Genomic DNA, 19,046 nt, shown 5'->3' on the forward strand with positions numbered 1-19,046 from the left:
TGCTAGTGTTGAATTGTGCGCGCAGAGCTGCTCCTTCTTAGCTGCCGTGGCGGGGCCAAACCGACGGGATAGTCAGTCTTTGACTACCGGGTCGCAGGCCGAATCCCCGCTGCGGAGTCTGTGTTGCCGGCCGCCATCCTGTGAAGCAAGAGCCTTATAGGCTCACCAAAGGAAAGGCCCCTCACCGCCATGCGCAACGCACAGAAACCCTCCGGAATGCCGTTCCACAAGTATGTTCCGTTCCAGGATCAGATCACTGTGGAACTTCCGGACCGCACCTGGCCGGACAAGGTCATCACCAAGGCTCCGCGCTGGTGCGCCGTCGACCTTCGGGACGGCAATCAGGCGCTGATCGACCCTATGAGCCCCGAGCGCAAGCACAAGATGTTCGACCTGCTGGTACAGATGGGCTACAAGGAGATTGAAGTAGGTTTCCCGTCCGCCTCCCAGACCGACTTCGACTTCGTCCGCCAGCTCATTGAGGGCGATCGCATCCCGGATGACGTGACCATTCAGGTACTGACCCAGGCACGCGAACACCTGATCGAGCGCACCTATGAATCGATCGAGGGCGCTGACCGCGCGATCGTCCATCTGTACAACTCGACGTCGGTGCTCCAACGCCGGGTCGTGTTCAACCAGGACATGGACGGCATAGTTGATATCGCGCTCACTGGCGCACGGCTGTGCCGCAAGTTCGAGGAGAATGTGGGTGATACCCACATCACCTATGAGTATTCGCCGGAGTCCTTCACCGGTACTGAGCTGGAATTCGCGGCGCGCATCTCCAACGAGGTTGCCGCCGTGTTCGAGGCGTCCGCCGACCGCCAGATGATTCTGAACCTGCCGGCAACCGTGGAAATGGCGACGCCCAACGTGTACGCCGACTCCATTGAATGGATGTGCCGTAATTTGGCGAACCGGGACGCCGTTATTCTCTCGCTTCACCCCCACAATGATCGCGGCACCGGTGTCGCTGCGGCAGAGCTTGGCTACCTCGCCGGGGCTGACCGCATCGAGGGATGCCTGTTCGGCAACGGTGAGCGCACCGGAAACGTTGATCTCGTGACTTTGGGCATGAACCTGTATGGACAGGGCATCGATCCGCAGATCAACTTCTCCGACATGGATCACATCCGCCGAACCGCAGAATACTGCAACCAACTCAATGTCCCGGAGCGTTCACCCTACGGTGGAGATCTGGTATTCACCGCCTTCTCGGGATCGCATCAGGATGCGATCAAGAAGGGTTTCGAGCGGATGGAGGCAGACGCCGCTGCCGCTGGCAAGACGGTCGAAGAAATCCCGTGGGCCGTCCCGTACCTGCCCATAGATCCGAAGGACATTGGTCGCTCATACGAGGCCGTGATCCGCGTAAACTCCCAGTCAGGCAAGGGCGGCGTGGCTTACCTTCTCAAGCATGACCACAGCCTGGACTTGCCGCGCCGGGCGCAGATCGAATTCTCGGGAGTCGTGCAGCGACGGACAGACACAGTGGGCGGGGAAGTGAGCGGAGCCGAACTGTGGGAAACCTTCCAGGACGAATACCTGCCGTCCCGTAACGGAACGTGGGGCACCTATGTCCTGACCTCGACGAACACCGATACGTCCGAAGACGGCCGATTCAACCTGACGGCAACCCTTCTGGTTGGCGGCGTGCAGCAGCGCCGATCCGCGCAGGGGAACGGTCCTATTGATGCCCTCGTGTCTATCCTCGGTCAGGACGGCGTGGACGTGCGCGTCCTTGACTACACCGAGCACGCATTATCTTCCGGGGGTAATGCGCGGGCGGCTGCCTATGTGGAGTGCGCAGTCGGGGAGCGCGTCCTCTGGGGTGTTGGAATTGATGCCAACTCGACTATGGCGTCCCTGAAAGCGGTCATCTCTGCGGTGAACCGCGCCATCCGGGATAACAGCTGACGTCAGCGCAGGGCATACGGGAGGGCTTGGCGCGGCGTTGGTCGCGTCCGGCCCTCCGAGTGGGAAAATAGAACGTGTCCAGATCATTCGCGTCGCGAACCTACAGGGCGGAAGGCGTCGTCCTTCGCACGTACAAGCTCGGTGAAGCCGACCGCATCATCGTGCTCCTGACCAGGGAACACGGTCAGGTGCGCGCTGTTGCGAAGGGTATCCGGCGGACGAGCAGCAAATTCGGAGCGCGGCTGGAACCGTTCATGACCGTGGACCTTCAACTGGTTTCCGGACGCACCCTCGATGTTGTGACGCAGGCCCAGACACGCGGCGCCTACGGGCATGGAATTGCGTCCGACTATTCCCGCTACACCGCGGCGGCAGCTATCGCTGAAACGGCCGAGAAGCTCACGGATGCGGACGGTGAGTCCGCAGGAGCACAGTACGGCCTGGTCATCGGTGCCCTGTCGGCTCTCAGCAGGGGTCTCCATCCGTCCGAACTGATTCTTGACTCCTATCTGCTACGGGCATTGGCCACGGCCGGCTGGGCGCCGAGCTTCACCGACTGCGCCCGGTGCGGCGCGGCTGGTCCCCATACTGCGTTCTCGGCCGCTTTGGGCGGCGCGGTGTGCGCCTCCTGCCGGCCGCCCGGTTCAGCGTCACCGTCACCCGATGCCATGGCTTTGTTGGGTGCGCTGCTGTCCGGGAACTGGGAGGTTGCGGATACCGCCGAGGCTTTTGCCCGGCGTGAAAGTGCAGGACTTGTAGCTGCCTACGTACAGTGGCATTTGGAACGAGCAGTGAAGTCCCTCAAACATGTGGAGCGCGTATGACAAAATCCGCCGGCGAACCGTCTCAGCCGTGGCCTCATCCGAGCGGCGAGCGTCCGCCTGCCATCTCCGTGGACCTTGTGCCGGCCCACGTGGCAATCGTGATGGATGGCAACGGACGGTGGGCCAATGAGCGGGGGCTGCCGCGTACGGAGGGCCACCGGGCGGGTGAGGCTGCGCTCCTCGATGTGATCGCAGGCGCCATCGACATCGGCGTCAAGTATGTCAGCGTCTATGCCTTTTCTACCGAGAACTGGAAGCGCTCCCCGGACGAAGTACGGTTCCTGATGGGTTTCAGCCGGGACGTCCTGCGCCGGCAGCGGGATCAGCTCAATGAGTGGGGAGTGCGCATACGGTGGGCTGGACGGCGCCCGCGGCTTTGGCGCTCGGTCATCAATGAACTTGAGATCGCAGAGGAGCGCACGCGCTCCAACTCGGTGTGTACCCTCACCATGTGTGTCAACTACGGGGGCCGGGCTGAGATTGCCGATGCGGCCAGGGGCATAGCGGAAGACGTGGCGGCTGGCCGGTTGAAGGCGTCATCCGTCTCAGAGAGCACCATCCAGCGTTACCTGGACGAGCCGGACCTGCCCGATGTCGATCTGTTCCTGCGCACCTCCGGCGAGCAGCGGACCTCAAATTTCATGCTGTGGCAGTCCGCTTACGCAGAAATGGTCTTCATGGATGTCCTGTGGCCGGATGTCGACCGCCGTACGCTCTGGAGGGCCGTGGATGAGTACGCTGCGCGGGATCGGCGCTACGGCGGAGCTGTCGACAAAGCCAAGTCCTAGATCTCCGGTATGGGTGAGGCGCTGCTGTAGCACCTTACCCACCGATCGAGATCGGCATACACTTTTCGACGCACCGCCGTTCTCGACAGGAGGGTGTCATGCAGCGCGCCGTCATACCTGCACACGGTGACGTGAGGTCCCAACTGCAGGGCACGTTGCGTCATGACGGTCACATCGAGGACGCTGTCCGAGGAGAGCATTGCTTCACTCCACACGGGACTGATGGTGGATCGCGCAGAGGACAGAACCAGCACCGGAAGGTCGATGGAAAGTCCGCGGCGCACCTGCGCGTGTCCGTTGAGGACAGCGGTGAGCCAGCCGGCCCGGATGGGAAAACCGAATTGCGGCCGCCACTGCCCGTTAAGTTCCCACTCGCCCTCGGCAAGGTTGCTTATACTTCGCCAATAGAAGCCGAATTCCGGCAGTTTCAAGCGTGCCTTGGGCCTGAATCGCGTGATCGGCTCGAGGAGCCCCTGCGTGGTGGTGCGCAGTATTGCACTTCCCTGGATGTCCAGCCACGGACTGTTGAGGATGAGGCTCGATACCCGCCCTGGAAAGCGGTTCGCCCACAGCGAAGCGACGAGGGCGCCGGTCGAATGCGCCATCAGGGTGATGCCGGACGGCGGCGCGCCTGTTTTGGCGGTGATGTCTTCGGAGAGGGTATCCAGGGCAGCAGCGATGTCGTCGTCGTACTCCGACAGGTTCGTGACGTACCCGGGCGTCTGCCACGGCCGCAGGCTTCGTCCATACTTCCGCAGGTCCAGGGCGTAGAAGGCAATACCGCGGTCACTGAAGAAGTGAGCCAGTTCGTGCTGGAAGAAGTAATCGCTCCAGCCATGGACGTAGAGCACCGCCTGCACTGCGGACTCCTGTTCATCGCGTCCGCATGGGCGCAGGCGATTCAGCGCCACGCGCGCTGCGTCACGCAGACCGGTCGGCGAAACGACGGCGGGTGGGGTGTAGGAGACGAGCGTGGCCAGACACGGGCCCTCCTCATCTGAACCAACGTGCAGCTCGGTCAGCGCAAATCCGTCGCCCAGGTGGTCCGGCTGCCAATTGATGCCCATTGGTTGAGGATATCGATGCCATCGTCAACTTGGTGAAGCGGCTGCGGCCGTGGCAACTTTGACCCATGCGTATTTATCCTGCTTTCTTCCGCGTCGTCTTCAGCGGTATGGACCCTGAGCGCGCGCACCGGATCGGCTTCCGCCTGATCCGGTGGACGGGCAGGACCCCGGTGGGCGGCGTCCTGCGCCGCATCACCGCGCCGTCCACCGAACTGCAGACTACGGCGTTCGGTGTGACCTTCCCGTCACCGTTCGGGCTTGCGGCCGGTTTCGACAAGGAGGGACACGGCGTCGCCGCGCTGGCTGACCTGGGGTTCGGCCATGTAGAGATCGGAACAATCACTGGGCAGGCGCAGCCGGGAAATCCGAAACCACGGCTTTTCCGGCTGGTAGAGGACCGGGCGGTGATCAACCGGATGGGTTTCAATAACGACGGCGCCGCTGCAGTTGCTCCGCGCATCGCGGCCGCACGCCGCACGCTTGAACGACGCTACCCGCCGGTACGGCCCGTGATCGGCGTGAATATCGGCAAGACGAAGACTGTGGATCTGCGCGATGCGGTCGCCGACTACCGAATATCCGCGACGGCGTTGGCCCCGCTTGCGGACTACCTTGTGGTCAACGTCAGCTCGCCCAACACTCCGGGACTCCGTCTGCTGCAAAGCGTCCGCTCCCTCCGCCCCCTTCTGAAAGCGGTCCGAAAGGCTGCAGATGAAAGCGCCGACCGTCACGTACCGCTCTTGGTAAAGATCGCACCGGATTTGAGCGACGACGACATCGATGAGGTAGCCGCGCTCGCGCTGGAGCTGAAACTGGACGGCATCATCGCAACCAACACCACAGTCACCCGGGAGGGCCTTACGACCAATCCTGAAACCGTGGTGGCCTGCGGGGTAGGCGGGTTGAGTGGTGCTCCGCTCAAGGCACGTTCGCTTGAGGTACTCACGCGCTTGCGGCATGCAGCCGGACCAGAACTGGCCCTGATCTCGGTGGGTGGAGTGGAAACAGCAGACGACGTCGTTGACCGTCTCAACGCTGGAGCCAATCTGGTGCAGGGCTACACCGCGTTCCTTTACGAAGGCCCCTTCTGGGCTTCGTCGATCAACCGCGCGCTCAGGAACCACCCCCGCCTCAAGCGCTGAAGCGGCGCGCAATGTCCGGCTGTTAGGCGGGAAACTGCCCGCGGCTTACCTGAGGCTTGGGCAAACGGAGTCGGCGGATCTGCATGGCACGTGAGATTCCGTACCAGAGATCCCCACGCCCGGGTTCGCCGAACTTCGCTGTCAGTTGCGCCTTGAGCTTGCGGCGCAGGAGAAGGCAGTCAACGATCACCGCCATGATGATCACCCAGAAGGTCAGCATGACGTAACCCTGGAGAGTCAGATTGGGGATGAAGCTCAGGAAGACGAAGACCAGCGCCGCAAACATCAGGAACTCGGCGACATTCCAACGTGCGTCCACATAGTCACGGACGTAGCGACGGGCCGGGCCCTTGTCGCGGAACGGCAGGTGCCGCTCGTCGCCGTTCTCGAGTGCACGCCTCATCCGCAGTTGGTCCTCGCGCCGCGCCAGACGGCTGGCCTCCCGCGCTGCCTTCCGGTCATTCGGAACCAGAGGCCGCTTCCGGGCCGCTTCCTGAACGCTGCGCCTGGGAGTGGGCGCGCCCTTACCGGCCGTTCTCAATCGCTGTTCCTCCGCGACTTGCTCTGCGGGATTCTCAACAACGGCAGCGTCTCTTTTTCGTCCAAACACCCCTCTAGGATACCCGTCCTGAGCGTCGGGTTCTCCGCATGCGTGTGTAGGCTCGAAGGCATGAATATGCCTTCAAGCGATGTACTGCCGGACACCACCGTTGCTGCCCTGCGTTCCACCGTCGACTCCGCGTTCCCTCAGACAATCGAGGAGCTCAAGTCGCTCGTCGCCATTCCCGGTGTGGCCTGGGCGGCCTTTGATCCTGCGGAACTCGATCGCAGTGCTGAAGCAGTTGCTTCGCTGGTCCGATCCACGGGAATGGAGGATGTGCGTATCCTCCGAATGGATAACAACGGCACACCCGGTGGACCTGCCGTCGTCGCGCAGCGTCCGGCTGCTGCAGGAAAACCGACCATCCTCCTCTATGCACACCATGATGTCCAGCCTCCCGGTGAGCGGGACCTGTGGGAAAGCGATCCGTTCATCGCCGAGGAACGAGAGGGCCGGTTATACGGGAGGGGAGCAGCGGACGACAAGGCCGGCATTATGGCCCATATCGCGGCGGTCCGTGCTGTCTCCGAGGTCCTGGGGGAGGACCTTGGCCTGGGCATCACCTTATTCATCGAAGGTGAAGAGGAGGCTGGATCCCCGACCTTCCGCAGCTTCCTCGAAGAACACCGTGAACTCCTGCGCTCCGACGTCATCGTGGTTGCGGACTCGAGTAACTGGAAGGTCGGCGTCCCTGCCCTCACAACCAGCCTGCGCGGATTGGTTGATGGTGTCATCGAGGTCAGAGTCCTGGAACACGCTGTCCATTCCGGTATGTTCGGCGGCCCTGTATTGGATGCGCCGACCCTGCTTGCCCGATTAATTGCCACCCTTCACGACGACGATGGCAGCGTCGCCATCCAGGGCCTTGTTTCGAATGACGACGCGGATGTGGACTATGCGGAAGCTGACTATCGCGCGGATGCCTCGGTTCTCGACGGCGTACAGCTGGCTGGTACCGGCTCCCTTGCGTCACGGTTGTGGACGAAGCCCGCACTGTCCATCATCGGCATCGATGCGCCAGGAGTAGCTGTCTCATCGAACACGCTCCTGCCCACAGCGCGGGCGAAGTTCAGCCTTCGGCTAGCGCCCGGACAGGAGCCCCAGAAAGCTATGGCCGCCGTCGAGCGCCACGTGCGCTCCCACGCTCCGTTCGGCGCCACGGTGATGTTCACGCCGGGGGAGTCAGGCAACCCCTTCTCCACCGACACAACGAGGCCGGCAGCCCAGATCGCACTGTGGGCCTTGCAGACCGCCTGGGGAACGCAAGCCGTTGAAGCGGGGATCGGAGGGTCCATACCCTTCATCGCCGATCTGACTGAAGTCTATCCGGAGGCGCAAATTCTGGTGACCGGCGTCGAGGACCCGGACTCACGGGCGCACAGCGCCAATGAATCGCTCCACCTGGGTGAGTTCAACCGTGCGGTGCTCGCAGAGGCTCTGATGCTCGCGCGGCTCAACGCAGGCGGCTGACACCAGTGCCCCGCCGCGCACTGCCCGGCCGGCCCGGAATGTTTGACCAGCATGGATCGTTACACAGCTGGGCAGGCTGTGCTCACCGGACGTACCATGGGACGGACAGCGCTGCGAGGCGCTGAAAGCCACACGCCGCCCGGCGTTATGATCGCAGGCGGGGGAACCGGCGCGGCGGGCACATAGTAAAGGAGAACGCACACCATGAGCACATCAACAAGCGAACCAACCACTGAGACGGCCGCAGATACCGAACTGCCGGTACATGAGGTTAACCTGTCAGATGTTGCTGCCGGCAAGGTACGCAGCCTCCTTGAACAGGAGGGCCGGACTGATCTGCGTTTGCGCGTGGCGGTCCAGCCCGGCGGGTGTTCGGGGCTGATCTACCAGCTTTACTTCGATGAACGCGTCCTCGATGGCGATGCGGTTCGTGACTTCGACGGCGTGGAGGTCATCGTTGACCGCATGAGCGTTCCCTACCTCGCCGGGGCCTCCATTGACTTTGAGGACACCATCTCCAAGCAAGGCTTCACCATCGACAACCCGAACGCCGGCGGGTCCTGCGCCTGCGGTGACTCCTTTCACTAGAGGTCCATCCCGAAAGTGGGGTACCAAAGCCCCCGTCACGTATCCGAAAACGGTGCGGACGGGGGCTTTGTTGTCACACGATGGCTGTCGTTGCGGGTAAGCTCTACAGTGAGTAGTAAAACTGAAAGTGCATCGCGTTTGAGTAGCAGCTCAGTCAGCACCGTGCACGGAAATGCTGTCACCGTCGGTGGCACCGCACGTGAGAAAAGGAAGGGCCGTCTGTGAGTTCGCAGGACCGAACCGGCAGCCGACGCGCAAAGATTTTCAAGGTCTCAAGCCTCGTGGTCGTGGCTGCGCTGTTCTTGTCTGGTTGTTCATCAGAAGTCCAAAAGGGTTGGTTACCCACCGAGCGTGATACCACCAACCACACCGGCCGGATCATTGACCTGTGGGTCAACTCCTGGATCGCTGCCCTGATAGTAGGCGTCATCACCTGGGGCCTGATCATCTGGTGCATCGTCGCGTACCGTCGTCGTCGCAACGAGACCGGGTACCCGCGCCAGATCAGCTACAACCTTCCGCTGGAAGTGTTCTACCTGACAATTCCGATCTTCATGGTGCTGGTGCTCTTCTACTTCACCGACCGTGATCAACAAATCATCGACGCCCGTGTCGAGGACCCCGATGTCATCATCGATGTGCGCGGCAAGCAGTGGTCGTGGGACTTCAACTACGTGCTCGAGGACAAGTATTCCTCAGGTGTCCAGGCTCAACTCGATGGTGAGCCGGGCGTCCCGGAAACTCTTCCGACGCTTTATCTGCCGGTCAACCAAACGGTGGAATTCCGACTCAACTCCCGCGACGTAATCCATTCGTTTTGGGTTCCGGCCTTCCTTCAAAAGCGGGACATGATTCCCGAACGGGAAAACTACATCACCCTGACTCCCACGCGTGAGGGCGTCTTCGAAGGGAAGTGCGCCGAGCTGTGCGGCGAGTACCATTCGGAGATGTTGTTCAACGTAGCGGTTGTCTCCGAGGAGGAGTACCAGGCCTATCTGGAAACCCTTGAGGACGGCCAGCTGGGCGAAGAGTATGACCGCAATCCGCAGACTGTGACCGGCGACAGCCCCAGCGGAGCTGACGAGCAAATTGGGCAGGATTAATTAGATGTCTACTTACGAATACACTGCCGAGGACGCCGGCACCACGGTTGCTCCACGGGTTGTACCGCGGTCCAAGGGACGCATAGTCGTCAACTGGATCACCTCCACTGATCACAAGACCATCGGGTATATGTACCTGATCGCATCATTCGTGTTCTTCTGCCTGGGTGGGGTAATGGCGCTTGTCATCCGCGCCGAGCTGTTCGAACCGGGAATGCAGATTCTGCAGACCAAAGAGCAGTACAACCAGCTCTTCACCATGCACGGCACGGTTATGCTGCTCATGTTCGCAACCCCGCTGTTTGCCGGGTTCACAAACGTCATCATGCCGTTGCAGATCGGTGCACCCGACGTCGCCTTCCCACGGCTGAATGCCCTTGCTTTCTGGTTCTTCCTTTTCGGCAGCACCATCGCAGTGTCCGGATTCATCACCCCGCAGGGCGCTGCCTCGTTCGGCTGGTTCGCGTACGCCCCGTTGTCCAATACAACGTTCTCGCCTGGTGTTGGTGGTGACTTATGGGTGTTCGGGCTTGCTCTTTCCGGATTCGGCACCATCCTTGGCGCCGTCAACTTCATCACCACAATCATCTGCATGCGTGCTCCCGGCATGACCATGTGGCGCATGCCGATTTTCACCTGGAATGCACTCGTCACGTCGATCCTCGTGTTGATGGCGTTCCCGCCGCTCGCTGCCGCTCTGTTTGCGCTCGGTGCCGACCGGCGGTTCGGAGCACACATTTTCGATCCGGACAACGGAGGAGCGATCCTATGGCAACACCTCTTCTGGTTCTTCGGACATCCAGAGGTGTACATCATCGCGCTGCCGTTCTTTGGTATTGTCTCGGAGATCTTCCCGGTCTTCAGCCGTAAGCCGATATTCGGCTACAAGGGCATCGTTTTCGCAACGATCGCCATTGCAGCACTTTCCGTGACGGTGTGGGCGCACCATATGTACGTGACCGGCGCCGTTCTGCTGCCGTTCTTCGCCTTCATGACGATGCTGATCGCGGTGCCCACGGGAGTGAAGTTCTTCAACTGGATCGGCACTATGTGGCGGGGATCGATAACATTCGAGACCCCGATGCTCTGGAGCCTCGGTTTCCTCGTCACCTTCCTGTTCGGTGGTCTGACCGGAATCATCCTTGCATCCCCGCCGTTGGACTTCCACGTGTCCGACACCTACTTCGTAGTGGCTCACTTCCACTACGTGGTCTTCGGTACCGTAGTCTTCGCGATGTTCGCCGGCTTCTACTTCTGGTGGCCTAAGTGGACGGGAAAGATGCTGAACGAGCGGCTGGGCAAGATCCACTTCTGGCTCCTGTTCCTTGGCTTCCATGGAACGTTCCTGATCCAGCACTGGTTGGGGGTCATCGGTATGCCACGGCGCTACGCTGACTATCTCCCAGAAGACATGTTCACTGCAATGAACCAGTTCTCCACCATTGCTTCCTTCGTTCTGGGCGCGTCGTTGATTCCGTTCTTCTGGAACGTTTACATCACCTGGCGGATCGGTACAAAGGTCGAGGTCGACGATCCGTGGGGCTTTGGAGCATCCCTGGAGTGGGCTACCTCCTGCCCGCCACCACGGCACAACTTCACCTCCCTGCCACGTATCCGCTCGGAACGCCCTGCGTTGGATCTACACCACCCGGAGCTTGCGCAGTGGCACACACCAGGTTCACCGGCAGGCCAGCTGCTCGGATCCGCTGATCGGAAGGACGCTTAAGTGAAGGTAGAAACACGACTGTTCCTTCTACTGGTTCCCTTCTTTGTACCTGTAGCAGTGGTCTACGGTTTCCTGACCAATTGGTCTGAGTGGGTTGGCATTCTAGGCATCCTGCTTGTGGGCGGTGTCGCCGCCATGATCGGCTTCTACCTCGGGTTCACGGGGCGCCGCGTGGGAATGCGCCCGGAGGATCGCCGCGACGCGGAGATTCATGAAGGCTCGGGCGAGCAGGGGCATTTCAGCCCTTGGAGCTGGTGGCCGCTTGTCCTCGGCCTTGCTGCAGCCGGCGGTTTCTTAGGCCTCGCTGCTGGATGGTGGATTCTCTACGTGTCGGCGGGCCTGGCCGTTATCGCACTGGTTGGATGGGTCTTTGAGTACAGCAGGGGAGACCACGCGCACTAGTCGTCCAAAGCGTGTTCGAAATGGAGGGTCCCGTACATATTTTGTGCGGGACCCTTTGTGTACTTCCTCTTGAGAGTAGTTGCTCTGGATTACTCCGTCGCCGCTCCTGCTACCAAGCTATAGAATATGGTGACCATACCGGTCTATCTAGCTGGGTTCGCACCCGTGCATAACAGGAGCCGTCATGCCGGATCAACTCGACGCACTGCGTACTACTCTCGACGGCAAGGCGGCCAAGCATGTTCAGCTTCGCGAACTGCTCCGCGAGTACATCCTGTGTCACGCCGAGCCTGGTACAGCCATTCCGTCTGAGCGGAAGCTGACCGAACACTTCGGTGTTGCGCGGATGACTGTACGGCACGCCATCGACGCACTGGTTGCCGAGGAGGTTCTGGAACGAATCGTAGGCCTTGGAACCTTCGTAGCCCACACAAAGCTCGATCTGCAGATGAAGCTCACCTCCTACAGCGAAGAGATGCACCGGAGGGGCATGGTCCCGGATGCTCGGGTACTCAGCTTCGAGCAGATGGCAGCCACGCCGCTCATTGCCCGCGAACTGCAGATTGAGCAGGGCGTCCCGGTTGTCAGGTTCCGGCGTCAGTTGTTGGCAGACCGCGAACCAATGAGTGTGGACGAAAACTTCATCCCGGCACACCGCGTACCGGGAATACTTGATGATGCTCCGCCGACGTCGCTGTATAACGTTCTCAGCGAGAGATACGGGCTCGTGATGGAATGGGGGGAAGACACAGTTGAGGCGACTGCGGCCTCGCCCTCTATTGCCCGTCTTCTGAACGTCGAGATGGGCGCCCCTCTCCTGAAGATTCAACGCCATGCGTACGTGGCCCGGGCCATGGTGGACTATTCGGTCTCGTACTACCGGGCTGACAGGTACAAGCTGTGGGTTCCACTTCAGCGCCCCGGTGTCCGCACACCTCGCACCTACACTGCCAAGCGCTTTAGCTGAACGTCATCTGCCAAACGAGCCCAGCCCGATCGAGAGACAGCTATAGAAAGAGGAGTGGGGCGCACTGGGCGCCCCACTCCTCTTTCTATAGCTCTCAGCCCGGACTACTTGTTGGAGATGGCAGCCTTGTCATGCTCGCTTGCAACTTCGCCATGGTGGCCGTGCGAGTGAGCCTCTTCAAGCTCCGCTGGTGTGACTGGTGCGACACGATCCTCGAAGAAGAACTTCGAAGCCCATGCGCGGCCCTTCTCACCCTTTGACACATGACCGTTGACGTCCGCTTCAGCGGACAGAGTGACGGGCGAATCGAAACTAACCAGCTTGTAACGCTTGTACTCGTCCACCGGCTCGTGGACCTCGATGAACTCGCCGTGGGGGAGCCTCACGATACGACCCGTCTCTCGTCCGTGGAGCACAATCTCGCGATCCTTGCGCTGGAGGGCCAGCGCGATACGACGGGCCACGATGAAACCAATCACGGGCCCGATGATCACCAGGACACGGAGCCAGTACGTCACATCATTCAGCGAAACCATGAAGTGCGTAGCGATGAGGTCGGAACTGGCTGCTGCCCACATGACGCAGTAGAACACCACGCCTGCCACGCCGATGCCGGTGCGTGTAGGAGCATTACGCGGCCGATCGAGCAAGTGCTTCTCCCTGCGATCCTTGGTCACCCAGGCTTCAATCCACGGCCAGGCAAACAGCAGTGTAAAGACAATGCCCGCAGGCACGAGCGCAGGGAACAGCACGTTCAGAGAGAGGGTGTTAGTGCCCCAGGGGAAGGGGATTTCCCACTCGAACGGGAAACCCGCCAGAATTCCGGGCATAAGACGCAGGGCGCCGTCCACCCACCCGATGTACCAGTCGGGCTGGGTGCCGGCCGAGACAGGGGAGGGATCATAAGGTCCATAGTTCCAGATGGGGTTGATCGTGAATGCCGCTGATATTGCGGCGATGATACCGAAGACGATGAAGAAGAAGCCGCCGGCCTTCGCCGCGTAAACGGGACCGACCGGATAGCCAACTACATTGTCATTGGTGCGGCCCGGGCCGGGGAATTGAGTGTGCTTGTGAACGACCACCAGGAAGAGGTGCATCGCGATCAGCAGGAGAATCAGAGCCGGAATAAGGAGGATGTGGAGCACATACAATCGCGGGATGATCACGGTGCCGGGGAATTCACCGCCGAACAGGAAGAAACTGATGTAGGTTCCCACCACGGGAATTGACTTGATCACGCCGTCGATGATTCGAAGACCGTTACCGGAGAGGAGGTCGTCCGGCAGTGAATACCCTGTGAACCCTGCGGCCATCGCAAGAATGAGCAGAACACCGCCGATAACCCAGTTCAGCTCACGCGGCCGCCGAAATGCACCGGTGAAGAAAACCCGCAGCATATGCACTGACACGGCAGCAACGAAGAGCAGTGCAGACCAGTGGTGTACCTGCCGCATGAACAGCCCGCCACGGATATCAAAGGAGATATCGAGCGAGGAAGCGTAGGCCACCGACATTTCGATACCGCGCAGCGGTACGTAGCTTCCTTCGTAATGTGTTTCGGCCATCGAAGGGTCGAAGAAAAAGGTCAGGAACGTACCCGACAGAAGAAGGATGACGAAGGAGTAAAGCGCTACTTCGCCAAACATGAACGTCCAGTGGTCTGGGAAAATTTTCCGCCCAAACTCTTTGACTATCGCGGATCCACCGACGCGGGTGTCGACGAAGTTGGCAATCTTGCCGACGTTTGTCTTTGGCTGGTACTGGTGTCCAGCTGCTGAGCTGCTCACACTCCACGCTCCCAGTAACTTGGTCCTACGGGTTCTTGGAAGTCGCTCGTCGCCACCAGGTAACCTTCATCATCCACGGAGATGGGAAGTTGGGGGAGCGGCCGGGCGGCCGGGCCGAAAATAACCTTCGCTTCTTGGGTGACGTCAAAGGTTGACTGATGGCACGGACAAAGCAGGTGATGGGTCTGCTGTTCGTAAAGGGCTACAGGGCAGCCCACATGGGTGCAAATCTTGGAATAGGCAACAATGCCTTCATAGCCCCAATCCTCGCGCCCCGGAGACGGGTTCAGCGATTCAGGACTCAGGCGCATGAGTAGAACAACAGCCTTAGCCTTTTCCTCGAGTTTGTGTTCCGCCTCATTGAGGCCCTCGGGAATGACGTGGAACGCTGAGCCGATAGTGACGTCCGAAGCCCTGATCGGGGTGCCGCTCGGATCACGGGTCAGCCGTACGCCTTCATCCCACATGGTCTGGCGAAGCACGTCACCGGGTAGCGGACCGAGGTCCCGGAAGATTGCGATGGCCGGGAAGATTGCGAGGATCCCCGCGCCGAGGAGCGTATTGCGGATCAGCGGCCTGCGCTTGATTCCGGATTCTTCCAGGATGTCACCAACGATTTTCTCAGCGTCAGCGCGGTCTGCTTCGGGGCGAATCTCGTGCCGGTCCTCAGCGATCTCATGATCCGGCATCAGCGTCTTGGCCCAGTGCACGATTCCGACACCAATGCCAAGCATGGCGAACGCCGTTCCCAATCCGAGGAGCAGGTTCTGTAGGCGGAGGTTCGCGATTGTCTGGTCGAGGGGGATAAAGAAATATCCGAAGAAGAAAAGCAATGTTCCAAAGATGGAGACGAGGAACAGCACTCCGACCTGACGCTCTGCGCGTTTCTCAGCCCGGGGGTCTACGTCAGCCAAACGCGGCCGGTGCGGTGGGAGTCCAGGATCCTGGAACTTCTGCACGCCGCCCTGACCCGGCTTAGCTACGGTAACCGCGTTCTCCGGGCTGCCGTCACTATGGTCGGCCATGATCCCTCTCATCCTTCTTTAGAAACTTCACTCGTCAATCCTGTGTCCTTGGTTTAGTGCTGTGGCCGCCCGCTACGAGGAGCGGGAGGTCAGCCAGACTGTGAACGCGATTATCACTCCGAGCCCTGCAACCCAGATGAACAGTCCTTCTGACACCGGTCCTAGGGAACCCAGGTCCGCACCACCGGGGGAACCCTGCTCTTCGATGATGTTGAGGAACGCGATGATGTCCTGCTTGCCCTCAGGTGTGATGTTCGCGTCGCTGAAGACCGGCATGTTCTGCGGCCCGGTGATCATCGCTTCGTAGATGTGCTTGTCCGTTACGCCTTCGAGCGCCGGAGCGAACTTGCCCCGGGTCAACGCTCCACCAGCAGCGGCAGCGTTATGGCACATTGCGCAGTTCACTCGGAAAAGTTCACCGCCGGCAGCGGGGTCGGCACCTTCCAGGTCGAGCTCTTCCTCGCCGGGAATTGCGGGACCTGCGCCCAGCGAGGCGACGTAGGCGGACATCTGCCGGATCTGCTCATCGGTGAACTGAACCGGCTTCTGAAGCGCCTGCGGGCCCTGCATCTGAAGCGGCATACGCCCGGTGCCAACCTGGAAGTCAACTGCTGCGGCTCCCACGCCGACCAGCGACGGTCCGTCTTCAGTGCCGGCCGCTCCCATACCGTGGCACGTTGCGCAATTTGCGACGAAAAGTTTTTCGCCTTCTTCAATATCACTGGCTGAGAAAGTGGTTTGTGCCTTGGCCTCGTTCGCGTTGCTTGCGACGGCATAGATGCCACCTGTTAGCAACAATCCCATGAGCAGCAGCGCTATTGCTGCCAGGGGGTGACGCCGCCTCTGCGAAAGTGCCTTCACGTCCTGTTTCCTGCCTTCTGTATTGCTTCGGTACGGTACACGATTGGTGTCAGCCACCCTCGCGACCGCCACGCTAATTCTACACCGGGTAGAAAAGGGTTCAAGAGCAATCTACTTCAAGAAGTAGATGATGATGAACAGCCCGATCCACACCACGTCGACGAAGTGCCAGTAGTACGAAGTGACAATCGCCGACGTCGCTTCAAAGTGTCCGAACCGTTTGGCCGCGTAGGCGCGTCCAATAATGAAGAGAAAGGCGATCAGACCGCCGATGACGTGCAGGCCGTGGAAACCGGTGGTGATGTAGAACGACGATCCATAGGCATTGGCGGAAAGGGTGATGCCTTCGGCCACCAATTCTGCGTACTCATATGCCTGCACTGCCACGAACACTGCGCCCATGAGGAAGGTCAGCAGGTACCACTCGACCATGCCCCACTTGGCGATGTTGAACACTCCACCCGCCCTGCGGGGCTGGAGCCGCTCGGCGGCGAACACACCCATCTGGCAGGTGAACGAGCTCGAAACCAGAATGATGGTGTTGATCAGCGCAAAAGGTACATTCAGCTTCTCCGTCTCGGCAGCCCAGAGTTCGCCGGACGTGGAGCGCAATGTGAAGTACATGGCGAAGAGTCCGGCAAAGAACATAAGTTCACTGGAAAGCCATACAACGGTGCCTACCGACACCATGTTTGGCCGGTTGAGTGTTGGATGCGCAGTGGAGCTGGGGGCATGGGTCGCTGTCGTCACTCTGACATTATGTCTCTAAAAGATCCCACTTCACCAATGCGAAACGGCCTCGGCGTGCCCAGCTCATATGTGCGGATGCGAGAGTTGCCTGTAACGGCGCGGGAGTAACACCGTGATGAGTTTCTACAATTCGTAGATAACCTAGGGGAGTGACTGCGATTCCCGCTCCAGAAGCCCCTGCAACCAGCTGGCCGCAGCTGATCTCGAAGCTCATCGAGGGAGAGGATCTCACTGCGCCGCAGACCCGTTGGGCAATGGATTCCATTATGGAAGGACTCGCCTCGCATGCACAGGTCGCCGGATTCCTGGTTGGCCTGCGAGCAAAGGGGGAATCTGTTGAGGAACTGGTGGGCCTCGTCGAGGCGATGCTCTCGCGTGCTCACACTATAGACGTGCCAGGTCCTGCCCTGGACATCGTGGGAACCGGCGGAGACGGCCTGAACACGCTCAATATCTCGACCATGTCCTCGCTGGTGGCCGTTGGTGCCGGTGCCAGGGTAGTCAAGCACGGGAATCGCGGTGCCTCCTCGTCCTCGGGTGCAGCTGATGTCATCGAGGCGCTGGGGGTGCGGCTTGACTTGTCTATCAGTGACGTAGCGCGCTCGGCGGAGCAAGCCAATATCACCTTCTGTTTTGCGCAGGTCTTTCACCCGTCGATGCGCCACGTTGCAGTACCGCGCAGGGAACTCGGTGTCCCTACCGCCTTCAATTTCCTGGGTCCGCTCAGCAATCCGGCCGGAGTCGAAGCGCAGGCACTGGGTTGCGCCAGTGAACGGATGGCGCCGCTCATGGCGGGTGTTCTCGCAGCCCGGGGAGTCCGGGCGCTGGTTTTCCGGGGCAGCGACGGCCGCGACAAGCTGACAACGAGCGGATCATCCACCGTCTGGGAGGTGCGTGGCGGGGCCGTCGCCGAGCACACCGTCCATCCGGGTGATTTCGATCTGCCGGAAGCGGCTGTCGAGGCTCTGCGGGGTTCAGACGCCCAAAGCAACGCGAAGGTGGTTCGCGCCGTACTGGCGGGGGAGAAGGGGCCGGTGCGCGACGCCGTCGTCCTCAATGCGGCAGCGGGACTGACTGCGCTGGACACTGAGCACTCGGCTCCGCTTGTTGAGCGGATTCGAGCAAATATGCGCCGTGCAGAGCTGTCGATCGATTCTGGCGCGGCCCAGGCAGCGTTGGACCGCTGGATAGCGGTCACCAGCTCACAAGCGGGTGCTTAGCCCTCGAAACCGAGGGAGAAGGCGGCGTCGAGATCATGCTTCGAGTAGGACCGAAACGCAATCTGGGTGGTGGTCGATTCGACGCCCTCCACTTTTGACAACCGGTCGGCAATTACGTCCGCGAGATCTTCGTGGCGGTTCACCCGCGCAATGGCAATGAGGTCCCATTCGCCGGTGACTGAGTACACCTCGCTGATGCCCTCGAGTTCAGAAATTTCCTGCGCGCACTCGGGGATACGGCTGGCGTCGGTCTGGATGAGTACGAACGCACTGATCATCTGGGTGCTCCTTGGTTTCGACTGGTGTCCGTTGTGGGTTGTGGTTGAGGACGACGGCGCTGCATCACCCGTACACCGGCGCGAGGGGCAATCAGGAACAGCCCCAATACGCCGAGCGCGACAATCTGAAATGACAAAGCCGCACCATCACCGAGAAGCACCCGTAGCGCCAGACCGCCGGCTGCCGTTCCCAGCCATAACGGGACTGCAGTGCACAACAGCGCAAGGGGCCGGTGCCATGAACGCAAAATCGCCGTCGTGACGAAGTAGGCAATAAGGAAGGGGAGTGCTGTACGAGTAATGCCGGAGGCGGAAAGCGCACCATAGTGGGAGAGGTGCCCGAGAAGCGCGAAGAGGGAAATCAACAAGACGTCGGTGGTCAGCCAGGATGCGTACCCCCGACTTCTGGCAGCCCCGCGGCCGGAACTTACGCTCGTCATGATGTCAGCCTACTGGCTCCGGAAGCGAGACACCGCCTGCACCCAACGCCGAGGTGTCAGGGCAGTTGCATGCCCGCCTGTTCC

At 60.6% G+C, this 19,046-nt stretch carries 19 protein-coding genes; 11 read left to right on the forward strand and 8 right to left on the reverse strand.

Going from position 1 to position 19,046, the window contains the following annotated elements:
- The first annotated feature begins 189 nt into the window (after positions 1-189).
- From leuA to ASH00_RS13925, 3 genes are all read left to right on the forward strand, one after another.
- The gene (leuA, locus tag ASH00_RS13915; protein ID WP_056549505.1) at positions 190-1,920 is read left to right on the forward strand and encodes a 2-isopropylmalate synthase; all 1,731 of its coding nucleotides are present in this window, start codon (positions 190-192) and stop codon (positions 1,918-1,920) included.
- Positions 1,921-1,994: 74 nt separating this feature from the next.
- The gene (gene recO / locus ASH00_RS13920) at positions 1,995-2,744 is read left to right on the forward strand and encodes a DNA repair protein RecO (RefSeq protein WP_056549506.1); all 750 of its coding nucleotides are present in this window, start codon (positions 1,995-1,997) and stop codon (positions 2,742-2,744) included.
- Complete coding sequence (locus tag ASH00_RS13925; protein WP_056549508.1) at positions 2,741-3,532, forward strand: isoprenyl transferase; 792 nt, start codon at positions 2,741-2,743, stop codon at positions 3,530-3,532. Before recO ends, ASH00_RS13925 begins: the two co-directional genes overlap by 4 nt.
- On the opposite strand, the gene ASH00_RS13930 is transcribed toward ASH00_RS13925, so the two are convergent.
- Positions 3,529-4,599, reverse strand: coding sequence for an alpha/beta hydrolase (locus tag ASH00_RS13930; RefSeq protein WP_056549510.1), 1,071 nt, complete (start codon positions 4,597-4,599; stop codon positions 3,529-3,531). The two genes, ASH00_RS13925 and ASH00_RS13930, sit on opposite strands and share 4 nt — an antisense overlap.
- Before the next feature lie 65 nt (positions 4,600-4,664).
- Between ASH00_RS13930 and ASH00_RS13935 the strand changes: the two genes are divergently transcribed.
- Positions 4,665-5,741 carry a quinone-dependent dihydroorotate dehydrogenase gene (locus ASH00_RS13935; protein ID WP_056549512.1) on the forward strand — a complete coding sequence of 359 codons (1,077 nt, stop codon included), beginning with the start codon at positions 4,665-4,667 and terminating at the stop codon, positions 5,739-5,741.
- A gap of 22 nt (positions 5,742-5,763) precedes the next feature.
- On the opposite strand, the gene ASH00_RS13940 is transcribed toward ASH00_RS13935, so the two are convergent.
- Entirely contained in the window at positions 5,764-6,282 is a 519-nt protein-coding gene (locus tag ASH00_RS13940; protein ID WP_327019701.1) for a DUF3043 domain-containing protein, read from the reverse strand.
- Between the two features lie 129 nt (positions 6,283-6,411).
- On the opposite strand from ASH00_RS13940, the gene ASH00_RS13945 reads away from it, so the two are divergent.
- The 6 genes from ASH00_RS13945 (at position 6,412) to ASH00_RS13970 (ending at position 12,598) form a co-directional block, all read left to right on the forward strand.
- On the forward strand, positions 6,412-7,812 hold the full coding sequence (locus ASH00_RS13945; RefSeq protein WP_157359147.1) for a dipeptidase: 1,401 nt from the start codon (positions 6,412-6,414) through the stop codon (positions 7,810-7,812).
- A gap of 204 nt (positions 7,813-8,016) precedes the next feature.
- Positions 8,017-8,400, forward strand: coding sequence for a HesB/IscA family protein (locus ASH00_RS13950; protein WP_026544041.1), 384 nt, complete (start codon positions 8,017-8,019; stop codon positions 8,398-8,400).
- A gap of 221 nt (positions 8,401-8,621) precedes the next feature.
- The gene (ctaC, locus tag ASH00_RS13955) at positions 8,622-9,503 is read left to right on the forward strand and encodes an aa3-type cytochrome oxidase subunit II (RefSeq protein WP_056549517.1); all 882 of its coding nucleotides are present in this window, start codon (positions 8,622-8,624) and stop codon (positions 9,501-9,503) included.
- Between the two features lie 4 nt (positions 9,504-9,507).
- On the forward strand, positions 9,508-11,229 hold the full coding sequence (ctaD, locus tag ASH00_RS13960) for an aa3-type cytochrome oxidase subunit I (RefSeq protein ID WP_056549519.1): 1,722 nt from the start codon (positions 9,508-9,510) through the stop codon (positions 11,227-11,229).
- Positions 11,230-11,631, forward strand: a complete 402-nt coding sequence (locus ASH00_RS13965) for a cytochrome c oxidase subunit 4 (RefSeq protein WP_056549522.1) — start codon at positions 11,230-11,232, stop codon at positions 11,629-11,631.
- A 184-nt stretch (positions 11,632-11,815) separates the two neighbouring features.
- Positions 11,816-12,598 carry a GntR family transcriptional regulator gene (locus tag ASH00_RS13970; protein WP_056549524.1) on the forward strand — a complete coding sequence of 261 codons (783 nt, stop codon included), beginning with the start codon at positions 11,816-11,818 and terminating at the stop codon, positions 12,596-12,598.
- A gap of 104 nt (positions 12,599-12,702) precedes the next feature.
- Here the strand turns inward: ASH00_RS13970 and qcrB are convergent, their stop codons facing one another.
- The 4 genes from qcrB to ctaE all read right to left on the reverse strand — a co-directional run bounded on the left by qcrB (position 12,703) and on the right by ctaE (position 17,024).
- Positions 12,703-14,388 carry a cytochrome bc1 complex cytochrome b subunit gene (gene qcrB, locus ASH00_RS13975; protein WP_056549526.1) on the reverse strand — a complete coding sequence of 562 codons (1,686 nt, stop codon included), beginning with the start codon at positions 14,386-14,388 and terminating at the stop codon, positions 12,703-12,705.
- Complete coding sequence (qcrA, locus tag ASH00_RS13980; RefSeq protein WP_056549529.1) at positions 14,385-15,413, reverse strand: cytochrome bc1 complex Rieske iron-sulfur subunit; 1,029 nt, start codon at positions 15,411-15,413, stop codon at positions 14,385-14,387. Before qcrA ends, qcrB begins: the two co-directional genes overlap by 4 nt.
- Positions 15,414-15,485: 72 nt before the next feature.
- Positions 15,486-16,274, reverse strand: coding sequence for a cytochrome bc1 complex diheme cytochrome c subunit (qcrC, locus tag ASH00_RS13985; protein WP_056549531.1), 789 nt, complete (start codon positions 16,272-16,274; stop codon positions 15,486-15,488).
- Positions 16,275-16,385: 111 nt separating this feature from the next.
- Entirely contained in the window at positions 16,386-17,024 is a 639-nt protein-coding gene (gene ctaE / locus ASH00_RS13990) for an aa3-type cytochrome oxidase subunit III (RefSeq protein ID WP_082566157.1), read from the reverse strand.
- A 149-nt stretch (positions 17,025-17,173) separates the two neighbouring features.
- Between ctaE and trpD the strand changes: the two genes are divergently transcribed.
- Positions 17,174-18,244 (forward strand): anthranilate phosphoribosyltransferase, encoded by a 1,071-nt coding sequence (gene trpD / locus ASH00_RS13995; RefSeq protein WP_056549536.1) that lies wholly within the window; start codon positions 17,174-17,176, stop codon positions 18,242-18,244.
- Here trpD and ASH00_RS14000 read toward each other — a convergent pair.
- Positions 18,241-18,522, reverse strand: a complete 282-nt coding sequence (locus ASH00_RS14000) for an Lrp/AsnC family transcriptional regulator (RefSeq protein ID WP_056549538.1) — start codon at positions 18,520-18,522, stop codon at positions 18,241-18,243. The two genes, trpD and ASH00_RS14000, sit on opposite strands and share 4 nt — an antisense overlap.
- On the reverse strand, positions 18,519-18,962 hold the full coding sequence (locus ASH00_RS16500) for a DUF3054 domain-containing protein (protein ID WP_082566158.1): 444 nt from the start codon (positions 18,960-18,962) through the stop codon (positions 18,519-18,521). Before ASH00_RS16500 ends, ASH00_RS14000 begins: the two co-directional genes overlap by 4 nt.
- Positions 18,963-19,046: the final 84 nt, after the last annotated feature.

This window comes from Arthrobacter sp. Soil782 (assembly GCF_001428435.1).
Lineage (GTDB): Bacteria > Actinomycetota > Actinomycetes > Actinomycetales > Micrococcaceae > Arthrobacter_D > Arthrobacter_D parietis.

Coding starts and splice junctions, on each gene's coding strand:
- ASH00_RS13930 (WP_056549510.1), bottom strand. CDS start 4,599: ATGGGCATCAATTGGCAGCCGGACCACCTGGGCGACGGATTTGCGCTG.
- ASH00_RS13925 (WP_056549508.1), top strand. CDS start 2,741: ATGACAAAATCCGCCGGCGAACCGTCTCAGCCGTGGCCTCATCCGAGC.
- ctaD (WP_056549519.1), top strand. CDS start 9,508: ATGTCTACTTACGAATACACTGCCGAGGACGCCGGCACCACGGTTGCT.
- leuA (WP_056549505.1), top strand. CDS start 190: ATGCGCAACGCACAGAAACCCTCCGGAATGCCGTTCCACAAGTATGTT.
- ASH00_RS14000 (WP_056549538.1), bottom strand. CDS start 18,522: ATGATCAGTGCGTTCGTACTCATCCAGACCGACGCCAGCCGTATCCCC.
- ASH00_RS13945 (WP_157359147.1), top strand. CDS start 6,412: ATGAATATGCCTTCAAGCGATGTACTGCCGGACACCACCGTTGCTGCC.
- ASH00_RS13935 (WP_056549512.1), top strand. CDS start 4,665: ATGCGTATTTATCCTGCTTTCTTCCGCGTCGTCTTCAGCGGTATGGAC.
- qcrA (WP_056549529.1), bottom strand. CDS start 15,413: ATGGCCGACCATAGTGACGGCAGCCCGGAGAACGCGGTTACCGTAGCT.
- ASH00_RS16500 (WP_082566158.1), bottom strand. CDS start 18,962: ATGACGAGCGTAAGTTCCGGCCGCGGGGCTGCCAGAAGTCGGGGGTAC.
- ASH00_RS13970 (WP_056549524.1), top strand. CDS start 11,816: ATGCCGGATCAACTCGACGCACTGCGTACTACTCTCGACGGCAAGGCG.
- ASH00_RS13950 (WP_026544041.1), top strand. CDS start 8,017: ATGAGCACATCAACAAGCGAACCAACCACTGAGACGGCCGCAGATACC.